Here is a 16425-nt window from a genome sequence, read left to right as displayed (position 1 = left end):
AGGCGAGCATGGATTACACAGAGCGGGATATTTATGGCATGTACCGGCCGAGGGAAAAGTTCGGCTCCTTGGCCGAGGCCGCGCCAGGACTGGTAGGCGCCGATGCCCTTCTCGGCAGCGATGTCTATAGCCAGAAGAATGAGTTTGTCGGCGTGGTCAAGGAGATCATGCTCGACATGCAAAGCGGCCGAGTCGCTCGTGTGGTGCTGTCCATCGGCCATCCCAGCATCAACGAGACGCTTTTCAATGCGCCATGGCGCGCCTTCATGTTCGACCCGGCTCACAAACGCTTCGTGCTGAATGTGGAGAAAATGAAACTCAGGCCCATTCCGGAGGGTAGCCGGAGGCGATCGCCAGATCAGGGTCTCCCCGTAAGCGATGGCGATTATGGCGGCGGGCTGGACTAAGTCTCGCTAACAAAACCCCTGATGCCGCGTTGCGCCGACTTGTCGTACTACTTGTACTGCCTGCGTCGGCGCGCCTTGCCTCAGACACTTCGCTGGGTTTTGTTAGCAGCGGCTCTAAGAGTCTTATTCAATGTCTGCTGCGCGTCGGCGATATGGCGTTAAAAACAGCTTCAGAATGTGCATGCATCCTCTATGTACATTCCGCTTCTTCAGCCGTTTTCGCCTTGGCTCGCGAGACCTTGACCAGGCTCTGAGGCCTGTTAATGCCGTTAAACGCGGCGCACTGCAGCTGCCAGGTGATTGAACATGAGCAAGCGGAAATCCACAGAGCGAGCCTCGCTGGGCGCCATTTCAGATGGATACGCCGGCGACGGCGGGGAGCTCCACCAATACGCGCAAGGGACGCACCCCGCGCTCAAGACCAATCAGGGATTGTCTGTTTCAGACAACCAGAACTCATTGCGCGCCAATCTGCATGGCCCATCATTGCTGGAAGACTTCATCCTCCGCGAGAAGATCAACCATTTCGATCATGAGCGCATTCCCGAACGCATCGTTCATGCCCGCGGCACCGGCGCCCATGGCTACTTTGAATTGACCCACTCGCTTAAAGCCCATACCACGGCGAAGATCCTGACCGAACTCGGGGAGCGGACGCCGCTATTCGCCCGTATTTCCACCGTGGCCGGCGGCTCTGGTTCGGCGGACACGCCGCGGGATGTACGCGGCTTCGCCATCAAGTTCTACACACGGCAAGGCAATTGGGATCTGGTCGGCAACAATATTCCGGTTTTCTTCATTCAAGACGCGATCAAATTTCCCGACCTGGTCCATGCGATCAAGATGGAGCCGGATCGCGGCTTTCCGCAAGCGGCCACCGCGCACGACACTTTCTGGGATTTCATCTCGCTGACGCCAGAGTCCATGCACATGGTGATGTGGATCATGTCCGACCGCACGCTGCCGCGCTCGCTGCGCATGATAGAAGGCTTTGGCATCCACAGTTTTCGGCTGATCAATGCGGAAGGCCAGTCCACTTTCGTCAAGTTTCATTGGCGGCCCGCGCTAGGACTGCAATCGACCCTCTGGGACGAAGCCTGCAAGATCGCTGGGGCCGACCCCGATTTCCATCGCCGCGACTTGTTCGAGGCCATCCGCGCCGGCGGTTTCCCCGAGTGGGAATTCTCCGTGCAGTTGTTCACCCAGGAGCAGGCCGACCAATTTCCCTTCGATCACCTCGACGCCACCAAGCTGATTCCTGAAGAGCTGGTGCCGCTGCTGCCGATTGGCCGGCTGGTGCTCGATCGCTGGCCTGACAATTTTTTCGCCGAAACCGAACAGATTGCCTTCTGTCCATCGCATCTGGTGCCCGGAATCGACTTTTCTAATGATCCCTTATTGCAGGGACGGCTGTTTTCCTATCTGGATACTCAGCTGTCGCGGCTGGGATCGGTCAATTTTCATCAGCTTCCGGTCAATATGCCGCACTGCCCGTTTGCCAATCAGCAGCGCGATGGCCATATGCAAATGTCGGTGCCGCGCGGTCGGGTGGCGTATGAGCCCAGCACGCTGGAGAGCGACTCGGCGCGCGAGGTGTTCTCCACCGGGTTTCAGTCCGCAGAAATCAGTGAGTGTGGCGACAAAGGCAGACTTCGCGCCAGCAGTTTTGCCGACCACTACAGCCAGGCACGGCTGTTCTATCTCAGTCAGACCGATTATGAGCAGGCTCATATCGCTTCGGCTCTGGTGTTTGAGCTTTCCAAAGTCGAGCACTTGCATGTGCGCCAGGCGATGGTTGGGCATTTGCGCCACATTGATGAGGAATTGGCGCGGCGCGTGGCCGATGGCCTGGGCTTTATGGAATTGCCGGTGCCGCCGTTGGCGGAACCGGTTCGCGACTATGCGCCGTCCTCTGCCTTGCAGATCATAGGCAAGATGAAGCGCAGCCTGGAGGGGCGGTGTGTCGGGATGTTGGTGGCGAGCGGGAGCGATGCCGCCGCAGTCGACGCACTCAGCCTGGCAGTGAGGGAGGCCGGGGCCAGCATCAGGATCGTCGCGGTTACGGTCGGACTGGTTCCGCTTTCGAACGATTTTTTGTTGAAGGTGGATGGTCAATTGGCCGGTACGCCATCGGCGATTTTCGATGCCGTGGCCATTGTGCTGGCGGAGGACGCTGCGGAGAGGTTGGCGCAGGATGTTGCCGCCTTGGATTTTGTCCGAGATGCCATGGCTCATCTCAAGGCGTTGGCGGTCGATGGCGGCGGCCTGCGCTTGCTGCGGATGGCTGGAGTGGAGCTGGATGCTGGTGTCGTCGCTATCGACAATATTCCGGGCTTCATCGCGATGGCGAAGACGCGGCAATGGGCGCGTGAAAAGACGCTGCGCTTTTTGGCTTGAAACACGCGCGCAGCGATTGGGATGGGGCCGAAGTGCCTGTCATCGTGGATATTGGCGCGCCGACTCGTTATGGGATGGCCATGTTCGACATGGCCACAGGGCCGGCCTTGGATCGCGCGGCAGTTTCAGTGCTTGCAAGCCTGAACACCTACCCACGTCAACTCTTTGTTGGATAGCGTACCGACAAGGCTCGGCTGCATCGGCATGCTGTGGATGCCGACGTTTTGCAATATCGCGGGAGGCCGGCCTCATCGGAGCATGATCATGAACCCTCTTGAGCAGCAGGATACCGACAGCGACCTTTCTCGAAAGGCCGAGCAAGATAACAATCCCTTACCAGGCAAGCATTTACCCGAACGCAGATCGACACCGCGTCCCGAGGATCCTCTTTATTCCGACCCGCTGGCAAGCGACCCGAATGACGAACCGCTGGTGCATGATTTACAGGCCCATGAGGCTGATGGACCGTTAGCTGACTGATGATTGAGCGACGCTCGGGATGAGCGTCTGACGCGGCATGCGCATTGTCGAAGGCAGCAAATCAGCGGTACTGCGGTGAAATGATCAAAGCCCCACGCCTGATTCGGTCTTCAATCCATGCCTGTGGGCTGAGCCACGCCACCATGGAGAAGCACATGAAACTCTCTTCCAGAAATCTTGCGCTGAGCGCCGCCATCCCTCTGGCGATAATTGCGGGATGCGGTCAGGCGCGCGCCGACGCCCGTTCGCAGGAGGTTCTCGATGCGAGGCAGGAAGCCCAAATCGCGACGATATATGCCTTGAACCCCTATTTGCGCCACAACAACCTCAAGGTGGCAGTGGCGCAAGGCACCGCTACCTTGTCCGGCAACGTCGAGGACGATGTCAACCGCGATCTGGCAAAGGAGATCGCGTTGGGCGTCAGCGGTGTGACTCGGGTGGAAAACCAGATTGTGATCCAGAGCAATCAGGACCCTCAAGCCTCGGCCTATACCGGTGAGGCAATTGACGATAGCACCATTACCGCTTCGATCAAGTCCAAGCTGTACTGGAGCCAGCGTACGGAAAGGCTGCCGATCACGGTGAAAACGGAGCGGGGGCATGTCGTATTGCGGGGGACGGCAGACAGCCTGTCATCCCGGAATTTCGCCGGCCAATTGGCTTTGAGCACGCGCGGCGTGGAATCGGTCGACAATCAGCTGCAGGTCAATGGAAAGACGTCGGCAGCCGCGATTGATGATACCCAGGAGAGCGTACGCACCGAGCTGTCCGATAGCTGGATCACGACAAAGGTCAAGTCAACCTTTCTCTATTCCAACAATGTCGCCGGATCCAATATTGCCGTCAGTACGCTTCATGGCGTGGTGACCTTGCGAGGCATGGTGGAGACGGGGGCGGAGCGGGCGCTTGCCATTGAGCTGGCGCAGAATGTCCGTGGCGTTAAAAGTGTCAAGGCGGCCAATCTGGTTTTCAGCGCCACGGACCAATAGCTTGGGCTTTCATGTTGGCCAAGCTCAAGGATTTGGATGGATGGCGGGCATTCTGGCGCGCGGACCTGATCCGGCGCCGATGCCGATTATTGTTGGGATGCCCGCCGGGGAGAGCGCCATGTTGGAAATGATCATTGTCTTGCTGTTGATCTTGTGGGCCTTGGGCTTGTTGACGGCCTTCACGATGGGCGGATTGATTCACATCCTTTTGTTGCTGGCAATCGTGGCGATACTGGTGCGCTTTATCCAGGGCAGGCCGCTATAGGTTGGAATGGACGCGTGGCGCATGAAGGAGCAGGTTATGCCGTATTGTGCTTTGCCGAGTCGGGCAAGGGTGACTGGCCTGGACGGCCCCGCATCGCGAGTCCGCGGCCATGAAGTTCCATGATTATTACGCAATCCTGGACATCCCGCGCGATTCCGCTCAGGAAGACGTCAAACGGGCGTATCGCAAGCTGGCGCGGAAATTCCATCCGGATGTGAGCAAGGCGCCGGATGCAGAGGCGCGTTTCAAGGAGTTGGGCGAGGCCTATGCGGTGCTGAAGGATCCCGAGAAACGGGCGGCCTACGATCTAATGGGCCGCGAATGGAAAGACGGGCAGGATTTCCAGCCGCCGCCGGGTTGGGACGCTGGTTTCGAATTCAGCGGAGGCGACTTTGGCTCAGGGGCCGGCGCCGATCCTGGCGATGTGTTCGAGGCCCTGTTTGGCCGGGGCGCGCGCGGCGGGCCGCATCGTCATGCTCATGGCGCCGGTCAGGATCATCACGCCAAGGTGTTGATCGATCTGGAGGACGCTTACCGCGGCTGCGAGCGCAGCATGGAGTTGCGCATGCCGGTGCAGGATGCCCAAGGCCGCGTCGCGCTGCAGACGCGCACGCTGGCCGTCGCGATTCCCAAAGGCATACGCGCGGGCCAGCATCTTCGTCTGGCGGGCCAGGGAGGGCCGGCTCTGGGCGGTGGCCTCGCGGGAGACTTGTACCTGGAGATAGAATTCAAGCGCCATCCGCTGTTTCGGGCGGAGGGCCGGGATGTGTTTCTGGAGTTGCCGGTGTCGCCCTGGGAGGCGGCGCTGGGCGCCGTGGTGGAAACGCCAACGCCCGAAGGCCCGGTCCAGTTGAAGATTCCGCCGGGCGCGGCGGCGGGCAAGCAGTTGCGGATGAAGGGTCGCGGCATACCCGGCGCAACGCCCGGCGATTTATATGTGGCGTTGAAAATCGCCTTGCCTCCTGTTGTTGATGAGCGTGATCGCGCGGCCTACCAGGCGATGGCGGATGCCTTCGACTTCAACCCGCGCGATGCGCTGAAAGGACAGGCGTCATGAATCAGGATCCTCTCGCATTGCCCCAGGTTTTTGTGGTGGAAGAACAGGTGGATCTGACGCTGCTTGAGCTCTGCCAGGCCAGCCATGCCGAAGAGACGCTTATCATCAGCTGGGTATTGGAAGGCGTGTTGAATCCGTGGGGAGACTCTCCGCAAAGTTGGCGTTTTCGCGGCGATGCGCTGCGGCGGGCGCGGACGGCCTGGCGTCTGTCACGCGATCTGGAGATCAATCCAGCCGGGGTGGCGTTGGCTCTGGATCTGCTGGATGAGCTGGCGACCTTGCGGGCCCGGCTGGACCGCGCCGGCATCCGGTGAGTTGGCTCACATGATCCGGAGGCCCAGCGCTATCCGGGAGAGGATTCTTTTGGGGACAAGCGAAGCATCGGTGGCATCGGCCACGGGAGCTTCCTCGCCAAGCCGTTCACTGCGGCGGCGCCGGGTTGGCGTTGAGGCCACAACGCTCGGCATCAGAGTCCTTTTGCATTGAACGGCTTCGCCGGGATACGCAGCGCCAATCGGCCCTAGCCGGGCATCAGCATGCGAACCACCGCCGCGCCCATCACCAGCGTTGCGATCCAGGCCAGGATGGTCAGGGGCTTGCTGGCAGTGAAGGAACCCATCACCGATTTTTTGGAAACTATGATGATGATCACCACCATCAGCGGCACGGCAACCACACCGTTGATGACGGCGCTCCAGAATAGCGCCCGCATTGGGCTGATCGGTGAATACTGGATGCCCAGCCCCAGCAGCATGCTGACGGCAATGATGCTGTAGAAGCCATGCGCGTCGCGCACCTTGCGCTCCAGCCCTTCCTTCCAGCCCATCACTTCGGATACCGCGTACGCTCCAGAGCCGGCCAGAACCGGCACGCCAATCAGACCCACGCCGATAATGCCCAAGGCAAACAGCAGGTAGGCGGCATCGCCAGCTAGCGGACGCAAGGCGTTGGCGGCTTGGCTGGCGGTATTGATATGGGTGATGCCTGCAGTATGCAACGTGACGGCCGTAGCCAACATGATGAAGTAAGCGGTGATGTCGGAGTAGAGCATGCCGCTCCAAGTGTCCCAGCGTATGCGGCGCAGCTCCGGCGCAGCGGCCCGCTTGTCCCGGATCAGCGCGATGCTGCCCTTGATGGCGAGCATTTCCTCAACCTCTTCCGATGCCTGCCAGAAAAACAGGTAAGGGCTGATGGTGGTGCCGAACACAGCCACCACCACCGCCGCGGCATTGGCGTCGGGTTTGAACCGGGGCCAGACTGTGCGTAGGGCGACCTCTCCCCATGGCACATGAACGGTGAACAGGATGGCCGTGTAGGCCAGCAGCGAGAGGGTAAGCCACTTGAGGAAAAAAACGTAGCGATGGTAGGGAATGAACATCTGTTGCAGCAGGATGCCAAATACGAAGCCGGCGGTCATCAGATGGCGGTTCAGGCCGGTGATCAGTTCCGAAACCTCTCCCATCGCGGCGACGTCGGCCGCAATGTTCAGAATGTTGGCGATCAACAGCAGCAGCACCACTACCCGCAGCACCATGGGCGGAAAGGCATCCTTGATGTTGGCTGCAAGGCCTTTGCCGGTGACGCGGCCGATATTGGCGCACATCGATTGCACGGCTGCCATCAGTGGAAAGGCAAGCGGCATGGTCCAAAGCATGTTGAGGCCGTATTGCGCGCCTGCCTGGGAGTAGGTGGCGATGCCGCTTGGGTCGTCGTCCGCCACGCCGGTGATCAACCCCGGGCCGATCCGTGCCAGCGGATGCGCCTTGATTCGGCGCCAGAAGAGCCGCAAAGTTTTTGTCAACGCCGCTTTCCTGTTTGTCATGGCGCCTTAAGCCTAATGGGAAACAAGCACCGGAATTTTTGCCGAAAGCAGCAGCGATTGCGTGGCGCCGCCAAAAATGAATTCCATCCACATCGGGTGCGAGTAGCCGCCCATGACAAGAAAATCATATGCGCCTTGTTCTATCTGATGCCGCAAAGTGTCATGGTCTTGGGTGCTGGTTATCAGCAGGCTATCTGCCCGGTGGGCTAGCCTGTGTCTGCCTAGATGTTCCCGTAGACGTTCGTCGTCTGCGTTGCAGGAAGTGGTCGAGGACAGGATTTTGATGATCTCGACCGAACGTGCTCGGCATAAAAGCGGCAGGGCGTCGTGGAGTGCCCGCACCGCTTCTCGGCTGCCATCCCAGGCCAGCGCAATATGATCGAACGCTTTGATTGATGTCTCGGCAGGCACCACCAGAACCGGCCGGCCGCAACGCACCACGACGGTGTGGGCTATCGGCAGCGGGTGGCTTGCCGGCGTGCCTTGCCATTCGTATTGACCAAGGATGACCAGATCGGTGTAGCGGGCATGGTCGCAAATGCTTTGCGCGACATCGCCCTGAACCTCGGACCAGCCTGCATCGGCCAGATGTCCCAGGACGGCGCCCTCGAATGTATCCGCCGCCGCTTGAGATTCCACTGTCTGCATGGCGGAAAAATAGGCAGTCATGTCCGCGATGCCGGTGGGTCTGACGCGCGAGGGAACCTCTATTGGCGGCGTGACGTGAATTCCGCTGAGCTTGGCTCCGGTGCAGGCAGCCAGCTTGACCGCAAGCTGCACCCGGGTCCGACCCGCCAAGCTTCCGTCCACATGTACCAATAGATCGCGCAGCATGGCTGGGATTCCTGAATCAAAAAGGATTATATCCCTCGCATTCTGGACTTGTTGTTCCAGTCATGGAGGTCTGAAACGTAGAGAGTATGCGGCCGATTATTTCTTGAGGTCTTCTTTCAGCTTGCCCACGTCAGATTGGGCTTTGCCAAGGATTTTCTCCTGGCGGCCTCTTTCTTCAAGGCCCTTGTTGTGCACGACCTTGCCCGCGGCTTCCTTTACGGTGCCGGCAACTTCCTTGAGTTTTCCCTTGATCTGATCCTTGTTCATGGTTTTCTCCAGTCGGTTAAACTAGATTGCATGGCTGCGCGCGATAAGCGTTTCTCTGCAGCACGGCAGGAGAATAGGCTGTTGCCAAGAAAAAGTATGTGCGGCAGCGCACATATTTTCGGTGGGGATGATGTGGCCGATTTTGATTTCTCAGTAGATTGTTATGTACGGCCAAGGCTGAATCAGGGACGAATGGCTGGCGAGTGAAATTCGATTGCCGATGGATTGGCAGCATTCAAATCCATGATTAAAACCATTGCTCCGGTGGCTGCATCATTGTCGTGCGGAGAATGCTGTCTGCATGAGATGCCTTGCTTGAGTGGCCCGGCGAAAATTTTTGACTGATTCAATTGCGAGTTAATTTAGGGGGCTATTGAATATTAACTTGGCAACAGAAGGATGGCCCAGTTAAAGATGCCGGAGTGCGAGCGGCGGGTTTTAAGTCGACATGGAGGATGCTGGTGTTCTTTTTGTTTGGGTGATTAGCCATACGCGGGGCTGTCGATTGCTGAAATGTCAATTCCTCAGCATGAACATGCTCAACGCCGCGGGTATGCCGCGCCAGTTCAATGGCCAAGTTCCGTTCCGCTTCGGTGTCGAGGGCGCCGCTTAAAATGACAGTTCCACTCAGTGTCCTGACTTCAATATTTTCTTTGAAAATGCCGACGGAGTACAGGAAGGCGGTTTTGACTCGAGCCGTGATCCAGTTATCGGAAAGCGAGGCATTGATGCCGCCGTTTGGTTCGGTTTCGTACTCCCGGATCGCAGCGGCCTTGCCATTGACAACCAGCCGGTTGTCCACCGCGGCCACGCCGCGAGTGCTGAGCGCCAAAGTTCCGGCAAAAATTCTGGCGGCAGCCTTGTCGACGTTGCCTCTCAGGATGACTCTGCCCTGTTCGGTTTCCACCGCGATAGGCAAACCATCGGTTGTCTGGCTCCAATACAGCTTGGATCTGATTGTGAGGGTGATGGTGGCGTCGTCGATTGCGGTGCTTGCAGGAGCCAGGGGTTGCGTATTGAGATGGTCGCTGATCACGATGTTGCTTTTGACAATATTGATGCCGTTCACGCCACGCGCAATGTCCAATGCCAGATCGCGATTGATATCGTTTTCTACATCGCCGGATATGTGGGCCGTCCCCCGAGAAACAGACACCTTGAGCCTGCAGAAACGAAAATAGGGATTCAAGGCATATGTCTTGGCGATCTGAGCCTCTTGCCTGGCGTCCGTGAGGTTCTGCGGGGGGAGGGCGGCAATGGCGATATTGCTGCCCAGGCTCCAAACCAACAGGGATATCTTGGCAAGAGGAAGGGTATTTCTGCGACAGCGTTCCATCAGCGCCTCCCGATAGAGAAATGCGGCATATGCCAAAGGTGCGACGGATGTGTGCCCGCAGGTTATCCGTCCAAACCTGGGAAGCTTTGCTCCCGACTCAGTACTTTGGCAGAGGATAGCAACTGCTATTTTCACTGACCGACGTTTCGTACGAGGCCGGCGCCTTGGTGATTTGGGGGCGCGGGTCCAGGGCGCCAGCCGGGCGTGGCGGGCTCGGGGTTTCCATCTCGGGTTTCAGGTTCGCCGCTGAGGTTTTCTGCCTTTGGTCGACCTGTTTGACTGCATGGAGATGACTGGACGATGGATTGAGCTTGTTCATGGCGGACCTGCCTTTACAGTGCGCGGCGCCAAGCGGAATGGCCAAGCGGCCGACACTCATACTGTGGCGGTTCGAGGGAGCGGTTGTCGGTGCGCTACCGAGCGGATAGTCTGAATCTTGCATTGTGCCGCTCGCTTGACCTGTTGGACCGGCAGTTTGGTAGCCGCGGGCAGGTCACGCAGCATGCCAATCCTGTCTGCCTCTGGGCTAACTTCTGGCCGGGCGGAAATGCCAGTGGAGCGGGGCTGGCGGGTACTTGAAGGCTGTGTCCAAGTATGATGACATTGGGGAGTGGCTTGACTGAAGGAAGTTCAACTCTGGCGAACAGTCCTGCCGGCGGCAATCGCGAGAGGAAGGCTGGCCGACAAGGTCTGCGGCGGCAGGTTCGGTTAAGCGCCGCCGTCCCCAATCCTGCGACGCGACTCCTTGCCGTACGGCTTGTACTTGTCTGTATCGGCGGGCCTTGGTTCGGTGCGCTGCAAGGGTTTGCTGGCGGTCCCAAGTCGCTGAAATCAAATAATAAAGGGAAATTCATGTTAAGCGTCCGCGAGGTTCGCGATGGTGCAGATGTCAGTAAAGTGTCTTTGCCGGAGGAGAAGGCGCTGCTTGAGGCCTTCAACCGGCTCACAATCCAGGCCCAGGCCGAGCGGTCCCCCACACTCGAAATGCGCTGCTCCTGGCTGAAAGCGCTGGAGCGCCTGATCCAGGAAAATCGCCAAGCGTTGGTGGATGCGGTGAACCGCGACTTCGGCCAGCGCAGCAGCGTGGAAACCCGCCTGGCCGAGCTGTTTCCGTCGTTGGAGGGTGTGCGCCACGCCCGCCGCCATTTGAAAGGCTGGATGAAGCCGCGGCGGCGCGGGGTTTCGTTCTGGTTCGCGCCGGCCGGCGCCAGCGTGCACCCGCAGCCGCTGGGCGTGGTGGGCGTGGTGGTGCCGTGGAACTACCCGCTGTTCCTGGCTTTCGGGCCGATCACCGCGGCGCTGGCGGCCGGCAACAGGGTGATGGTGAAGATGTCCGAATACACGCCGGCCACCGGCGAGCTGCTGCAGCGGCTGGCGCGCCAGTATTTCGGCGATGATCTGCTGGCTGTGGTGAATGGCGGACCGGAACTGGCCCAGGCCTTCGTCCGGCTGCCGTTCGACCACTTGTTGTTCACCGGCTCCACCGCGGTGGGGCGTCATGTGATGCGCGCCGCGGCGGAAAACCTGACCCCGGTGACGCTGGAGCTGGGCGGCAAATCGCCGGCGCTGGTGGCGCGCGGCGCCAATTTGAAGCGCGCGGCGGAGGCCATCGTCGCCGGCAAGATGATGAACGCCGGCCAGACCTGCGTGGCGCCGGATTACGTGTTGGTCAACGACAAGGATTGCGCGTTGCTGCTGGACGAGGTGCGTGAGGCCGCCAAGCGCGCTTATCCCACCCTGGCGAACAACCCCGATTACAGCGCCATCGTCAACGACAGGCATTACCAGCGTTTGCGGGGCTGGCTGGAGGGCGCGCGCGAGGCCGGCGCCCGCATCGACGAGATCAATCCAGCCGGCGAGGAACTGGCCGCGCTCCGCAAGCTGCCGTTGACCCTGGTGCAGCGCTGCCCGGAGGATTGCGCGCTGATGCAGGAGGAAATCTTCGGCCCGATCCTGCCGGTGGTGGCTTACGACAAGTTCGACGAGGCGCTGGCTTATGTGAACGCCCGGCCGAGGCCGCTGGCGCTGTATCTGTTCGATGACGACCCATTGCGCATCGACCGGGTGCTGCAGGAGACGATTTCCGGCGGAGTCAGCATCAATGACACGCTGTTGCACGTGGTGCAGGAAGATCTGCCATTCGGCGGCGTAGGGCCATCCGGCATGGGCCATTACCACGGCCGCGAAGGCTTCCTGACCTTTTCCAAACTCAAGCCGGTATTCCGCCAGAGCCGTTTGTCCGGCGTCTGGCTGACGCGTCCGCCCTACGGCGCGGCGGTGGAATGGCTGCTGAAACTGATGCTGCGTTGATGGCCAGTCGTCGCCAATTTCTGCAGGCGGGCGCGCTGGGAAGCGCCGCCCTGTTGCTGGCGGGCTATTGGGCGGAGCCGGCGGCCGATCCTCGTCCCTCGGCAGGCGGAAAACTGGAATGGCTGACGCCGCTGGACGCGCAGATCGTCGCCGCGCTGGCGCCGGTGCTGCTGGGTTTGCCCGGTGTTCCCGCCTCCAGCGTGGCGGCGGGGGTGGATCGGGCCGTGGCGGGTCTGCCGTCCGCGACGCAGCGCGAAGTGCGCCAGCTGTTCGATCTCCTGGGCAACCGCTGGGCGCGGCGCTGGCTGGCCGGCGTGCGCTCTCCCTGGCAACTGGCCTCCTCGCAGGAATTGGCGCAATTCCTGCAGCGTTGGCGCGAGAGCCGCTTTGCCTTGCAATGCAGCGCCTACCAAGGCCTGCACCGGCTGATTCATGCCGGTTGGTACGGCAATCCGGCCAGCTGGGCCGCGCTGGGCTACCGGCAGCCTGCGGCGGTGATGGAGATGCTGCCTTGACCGGCAAGATACCCGATCCTGTCCGGGCGGGATTGGCAAGCGGCTGGAAGGTGTTCGATGGAGCCAGGCAAGACAAGGACCTGTCGCTGGAGGCCGATGTGGCGATCATCGGCAGCGGCGCCGGAGGCGGCATCGCGGCGGAGGTGCTCAGCCGGGCCGGGTTGAAGGTGTTGCTGCTGGAGGAGGGTGGATTATACAGCTCCAGCGACTTTCGCTTGCTGGAGGCCAAGGCCTATCCGGAGCTGTACCAGGAGTCCGCCAGCCGGCAGACGCTGGACAAGGGCATCACCGTCTTGCAGGGGCGGACGGTCGGGGGCGGCACCACGGTCAACTGGACCAGCAGCTTCCGGACGCCGCCGGACACCTTGCTGTGGTGGCAGGAAAGCCACGGGTTGGCGACCTTGTCGGCCGAAGGCATGCGCCCATGGTTCGACAAGGCGGAGCAGCGGCTGGGCATCGGGCCGTGGCAGGCCGAGCCCAACGGCAACAATCTGGTGCTGGAGCGCGGCTGCCAGGCGCTGGGCCTGCGGCACGCCCGGATCGCGCGCAATGTGAAGGGCTGCTGGAACCTGGGCTATTGCGGCATGGGCTGCCCCACCAACGCCAAGCAGTCGATGCTGGTCACCTGCATTCCCGATGCCTTGTCCCATGGCGCCAGACTGCTGTGCCGGGCGCGCGTGGACAGGCTGCTGGCGGACCCGGGCGGCAAGCGCATCGCGTCCATTCAGGGCAGCCTGCTCGGCGCCGACGGCAACACGCCGACCGGCCGCCGCTTCAGCGTGCGGGCGCGGCAGGTGGTGCTGGCCGCGGGCGCCATCGGCACGCCGGCCATCATGCTGCGCAGCGGTCTGGCGGATGCCGCCGGCCAGACCGGCAAGCGCACCTTTTTGCATCCGGTGGCGCTGAGCGCGGCGCTGATGCCGGAAATGGTGGAGCCTTACAATGGCGCGCCGCAAACGGTTTACTCCGACCACTACATGCATACCCAGCCGCTGGACGGGCCGCTGGGCTTCAAGCTGGAAGTGCCGCCCATCCACCCCTTGCTCGCCAGCGTCACCTTTCCGGGCTTCGGCATCGAACAACTGCAGCTTTTGCAACAACTGCCGCATCTGCACGCGACATTGGCTTTGCTGCGCGACGGTTTTCATCCGGATAGCCGGGGCGGGGAGGTGAAGCTGCGCGGCGATGGTTCGCCGGTGCTGGATTACCCGCTCAACGACGTGATCTGGGATGGCGTGCGGCGCAGCTGGCTGGCGATGGCCGAGCTGCAGTTCGCCGCCGGCGCCAGCCTGGCGATGCCGCTGCATGAGCGCGCGCAACCGGTGTCGAGCTGGAGGCGGGCCAGGGAGATGATAGAAGGCTTGCCCTTGCAGGCGCTGCAGGCCAGGCTGGTCAGCGCCCACGTGATGGGCGGCATGGCGATGGGCGATGATCCCGGCCGATCGGTGCTGGACGACTGGGGCAATCACTGGGAATGGCAAAACCTCGCGGTGCTGGACGGTTCGATTTTTCCGACCAGCGTCGGCGCCAATCCCCAGCTGTCCATTTACGCTTTTTCCTGGCGAGCCGCCGATCGTTTGGCGAGGGAGCTGGCCAAGGGATGAGTCCGGCGGGCGCGTTTGCGTCCGCCGGCAGCTTGCTTTATCCGCGGGTTTCGTCCAACGGCGGCGTTTCCGCGGCGGGAGCGGGCAGGAGGGGGGGCGGCACGAAGAAGCTCAGCGGCCGGCGCAGGAAACGCTTGGCCAGCATCGGGATCAAGGGCAGCAACAGCGAACCGGACAGCTTGCGCGAGCGCAACGCCACCCACAGCGCCAGGAAGAAGCTGACCCCCAGGTTGACAAGGCCGATCAATGCCACCCCGGCGCAACCGAGCAGCACGGCGGACAGCGGCACCTGGAAATCCAGCGACACGCTGGCGAAGGCCAGGTTGGCCGACGAGAACGTGATGTGGCGGATGTCCAGCGGCAGGCCCAGTATCGTGCCCACGGTGCCGGTGAGGCCCAGGAACATGCCGAAGTAGAAATTGCCTGCCAGCGCCCCCAGATTGTGCTCGATGTAGCTGCCCAGCCGCCAGGCGCGGTTTTCGCCCAGCAGTCGCTTAAGCAGGCGGTGATTGGCGATGCGTTCCGGTATGCGGCGGTAGATCGCCTTGTTGTCGTAGTAGCCGGCGATCAGGCCCGACAAGAACAGGAACACCCCGGCGATGGCGGCGTGCGGCAGCGCCAGGCTGTGCACCGGATCGATCTCGTGCAGCAGCTTTTGCGCCTTGGCCGCGTCCACCACCGGCGCGCCGAACAGCGCGTTCCAGGCCAGCGCGATCAGCGCCGCGGTGGGAATGGCCAGCAGCACGTTGCCCATGATGGCGACAAATTGCGTGCGCACCACCTTGACGATCAGCTCCGACAGCTCTTCCAGCTGCTTCTTGCGGCCGTATTGGGCTTGCAGCACGGCAGCCAGCCGGGCAGCCGTCATCGCCGGCTGCTTGGTGGCGATGGTGAAGTGCAGGATCTGCACGATGATGAAGCCGATCGCGTAATTGAGGCCGAAGGCGATGCCTTCCCATAGCAGCGGCAAGTGGCCGCGCGCCAGCATCAGCTTGATCAGCGCCATGAAGCCGACGAGCAGGCCGGCGCCCATCGCCGCCTTGCCCATCTGCGACCATTCCTTGCGGTCTTCTGCGATGTAGTGCTCGCCCTGGCGGCCGGCGTGCTCGGTCACCTGCAGGGCCAGCAGCTCGGTGTTGGACTTGAACAGATCGCGCAGGCTGTACTTGCGGTTCTCCGCGCGGGCGAAATCCACCAGCAGCTGGAACAGCTGCGGGCGCTCGGCTGGGTTGTGTCCGGGCGACAGCAGCTCCAGCAGCGCGCGCAGCCGGGCGATGCTCTGCGCCAGCCGCAGGCCGTGATAGGTCAGGTTGACCGAGATGCCGTAACGGGCCGCGTTTTTGCGGACTTTGCCCAGGATGGCCTCGCACTGGTCCAGCAGCACCAGCACCTGTTTCTCGTCCTCGGGCGGCTCGACGCCGTCGGTCAGCGCCTGGCGATAGCCATCGACATAGCGCTGCACCTCGGCGCTCAGATGCATGAAGGGGGATGCGAAACGCTCCACCTCGGGGCAGACGCGCACCAGCTCCGGCTCCAGACCGATGGCGGTGATGCGGGCGGACAGCACCTGCACCGACTCGAGCAGCTGCAGCCGGGTCTGGCGTTCGCTGTCCTGCCGCGGCGCTTCCTGCCAGGCCATTGCCCGCCACAGCGCGTGCCAGGTGGCGTCGGGCACGGTTTCCAGCCACAGATAGTCCTGCTTGTCGCAGAACAGCAGGCCGAAGCGGTCGCGCAGCGAATCGGGATTGTAGGGCATGGGCAGCGCGCGCTCGCCCAGGCGGTGCAGCAGCGTGGTGCCGAAACCGTCGTTGGCCAGGATGCCGGCGTCGGTGTACAGCGGGATTTGCCGGCTTTCCGCCAGCAAGGTGCAGAGCGCCTGGCGCAGGGCTTCGCGGAATTCGGCGTGATGCTCGAGCAGGAAGGACAAGGCCTGCAGATTGACGGTGGCTTGTTGGGCCGGCTGGCGGTCGCCGGGGCGCAGCGCGGCGATCAGCCCCGCCAGCGCTTCGGTCTGGCCGGGCGTTTCGCACAGCCGGCGCAAAGAGGATTCCAGATCGGGAACGGTGTGTTCGGTCATGTTCTACCAGAGTGGTCGCGCGCTGGCGCGCGAATGGGAAAGAGTGTCGCCTGTATTTTAGGGCA

The 16425-nt window shown here is 61.6% G+C and carries 15 protein-coding genes; 10 read left to right on the top strand and 5 right to left on the bottom strand.

The genetic code is table 11. From position 1 onward, the window contains the following. Window positions 1–8: 8 nt before the first annotated feature. The 7 genes from BKX93_RS03205 (at window position 9) to BKX93_RS03180 (ending at window position 5909) form a co-directional block, all read left to right on the top strand. Window positions 9–407, top strand: coding sequence for a PRC-barrel domain-containing protein (locus BKX93_RS03205; RefSeq protein WP_046156827.1), 399 nt, complete (start codon window positions 9–11; stop codon window positions 405–407). Between the two features lie 306 nt (window positions 408–713). After that, window positions 714–2804, top strand: coding sequence for a catalase (locus BKX93_RS03200; RefSeq protein WP_046156828.1), 2091 nt, complete (start codon window positions 714–716; stop codon window positions 2802–2804). Window positions 2805–3068: 264 nt separating this feature from the next. Beyond that, the gene (locus BKX93_RS24455) at window positions 3069–3284 is read left to right on the top strand and encodes a hypothetical protein (protein ID WP_144410204.1); all 216 of its coding nucleotides are present in this window, start codon (window positions 3069–3071) and stop codon (window positions 3282–3284) included. Window positions 3285–3439: 155 nt separating this feature from the next. Beyond that, window positions 3440–4273, top strand: coding sequence for a BON domain-containing protein (locus tag BKX93_RS03195; protein WP_070981672.1), 834 nt, complete (start codon window positions 3440–3442; stop codon window positions 4271–4273). 40 nt (window positions 4274–4313) lie between these two features. Further along, a complete protein-coding gene (locus BKX93_RS03190) occupies window positions 4314–4538 on the top strand; it encodes a lmo0937 family membrane protein (protein ID WP_070978706.1) in 225 nt (74 codons plus the stop codon). Window positions 4539–4647: 109 nt separating this feature from the next. Beyond that, window positions 4648–5595: a DnaJ C-terminal domain-containing protein gene (locus BKX93_RS03185; protein WP_046156831.1), complete on the top strand. Its 948-nt coding sequence runs from the start codon at window positions 4648–4650 to the stop codon at window positions 5593–5595. Then, the gene (locus BKX93_RS03180) at window positions 5592–5909 is read left to right on the top strand and encodes a chaperone modulator CbpM (protein ID WP_070978705.1); all 318 of its coding nucleotides are present in this window, start codon (window positions 5592–5594) and stop codon (window positions 5907–5909) included. Before BKX93_RS03185 ends, BKX93_RS03180 begins: the two co-directional genes overlap by 4 nt. 206 nt (window positions 5910–6115) lie before the next feature. Here BKX93_RS03180 and BKX93_RS03175 read toward each other — a convergent pair whose 3' ends face one another. The 4 genes from BKX93_RS03175 to BKX93_RS03165 all read right to left on the bottom strand — a co-directional run bounded on the left by BKX93_RS03175 (window position 6116) and on the right by BKX93_RS03165 (window position 9854). Then, a complete protein-coding gene (locus BKX93_RS03175) occupies window positions 6116–7396 on the bottom strand; it encodes an NRAMP family divalent metal transporter (protein WP_200895981.1) in 1281 nt (426 codons plus the stop codon). Between the two features lie 33 nt (window positions 7397–7429). Continuing rightward, on the bottom strand, window positions 7430–8251 hold the full coding sequence (locus BKX93_RS03170) for a universal stress protein (RefSeq protein WP_070978704.1): 822 nt from the start codon (window positions 8249–8251) through the stop codon (window positions 7430–7432). 96 nt (window positions 8252–8347) lie between these two features. Beyond that, window positions 8348–8518, bottom strand: a complete 171-nt coding sequence (locus BKX93_RS23540) for a CsbD family protein (RefSeq protein WP_082107046.1) — start codon at window positions 8516–8518, stop codon at window positions 8348–8350. Between the two features lie 370 nt (window positions 8519–8888). Then, window positions 8889–9854 carry a BON domain-containing protein gene (locus BKX93_RS03165; RefSeq protein WP_145929242.1) on the bottom strand — a complete coding sequence of 322 codons (966 nt, stop codon included), beginning with the start codon at window positions 9852–9854 and terminating at the stop codon, window positions 8889–8891. 852 nt (window positions 9855–10706) lie between these two features. Here BKX93_RS03165 and BKX93_RS03160 point away from each other — a divergent pair. Genes BKX93_RS03160 through BKX93_RS03150 form a run of 3 tightly spaced genes read left to right on the top strand, consistent with a single transcriptional unit; the run spans window position 10707 to window position 14283 of the window. Next, window positions 10707–12164: a coniferyl aldehyde dehydrogenase gene (locus BKX93_RS03160; protein WP_046166762.1), complete on the top strand. Its 1458-nt coding sequence runs from the start codon at window positions 10707–10709 to the stop codon at window positions 12162–12164. After that, on the top strand, window positions 12137–12679 hold the full coding sequence (locus BKX93_RS03155; protein WP_145929241.1) for a twin-arginine translocation signal domain-containing protein: 543 nt from the start codon (window positions 12137–12139) through the stop codon (window positions 12677–12679). Before BKX93_RS03160 ends, BKX93_RS03155 begins: the two co-directional genes overlap by 28 nt. Then, the gene (locus tag BKX93_RS03150; protein WP_046166760.1) at window positions 12676–14283 is read left to right on the top strand and encodes a GMC family oxidoreductase; all 1608 of its coding nucleotides are present in this window, start codon (window positions 12676–12678) and stop codon (window positions 14281–14283) included. Before BKX93_RS03155 ends, BKX93_RS03150 begins: the two co-directional genes overlap by 4 nt. Before the next feature lie 37 nt (window positions 14284–14320). Here BKX93_RS03150 and BKX93_RS03145 read toward each other — a convergent pair whose 3' ends face one another. Continuing rightward, entirely contained in the window at window positions 14321–16360 is a 2040-nt protein-coding gene (locus tag BKX93_RS03145) for a site-specific recombinase (RefSeq protein ID WP_235429412.1), read from the bottom strand. Window positions 16361–16425: the final 65 nt, after the last annotated feature.

The organism is Chromobacterium vaccinii (assembly GCF_001855275.1).
GTDB lineage: Bacteria > Pseudomonadota > Gammaproteobacteria > Burkholderiales > Chromobacteriaceae > Chromobacterium > Chromobacterium vaccinii.
The sequence above is the reverse complement of the archived record's forward strand: the minus strand, read 5'-3'. Positions and strand labels throughout refer to the sequence as shown.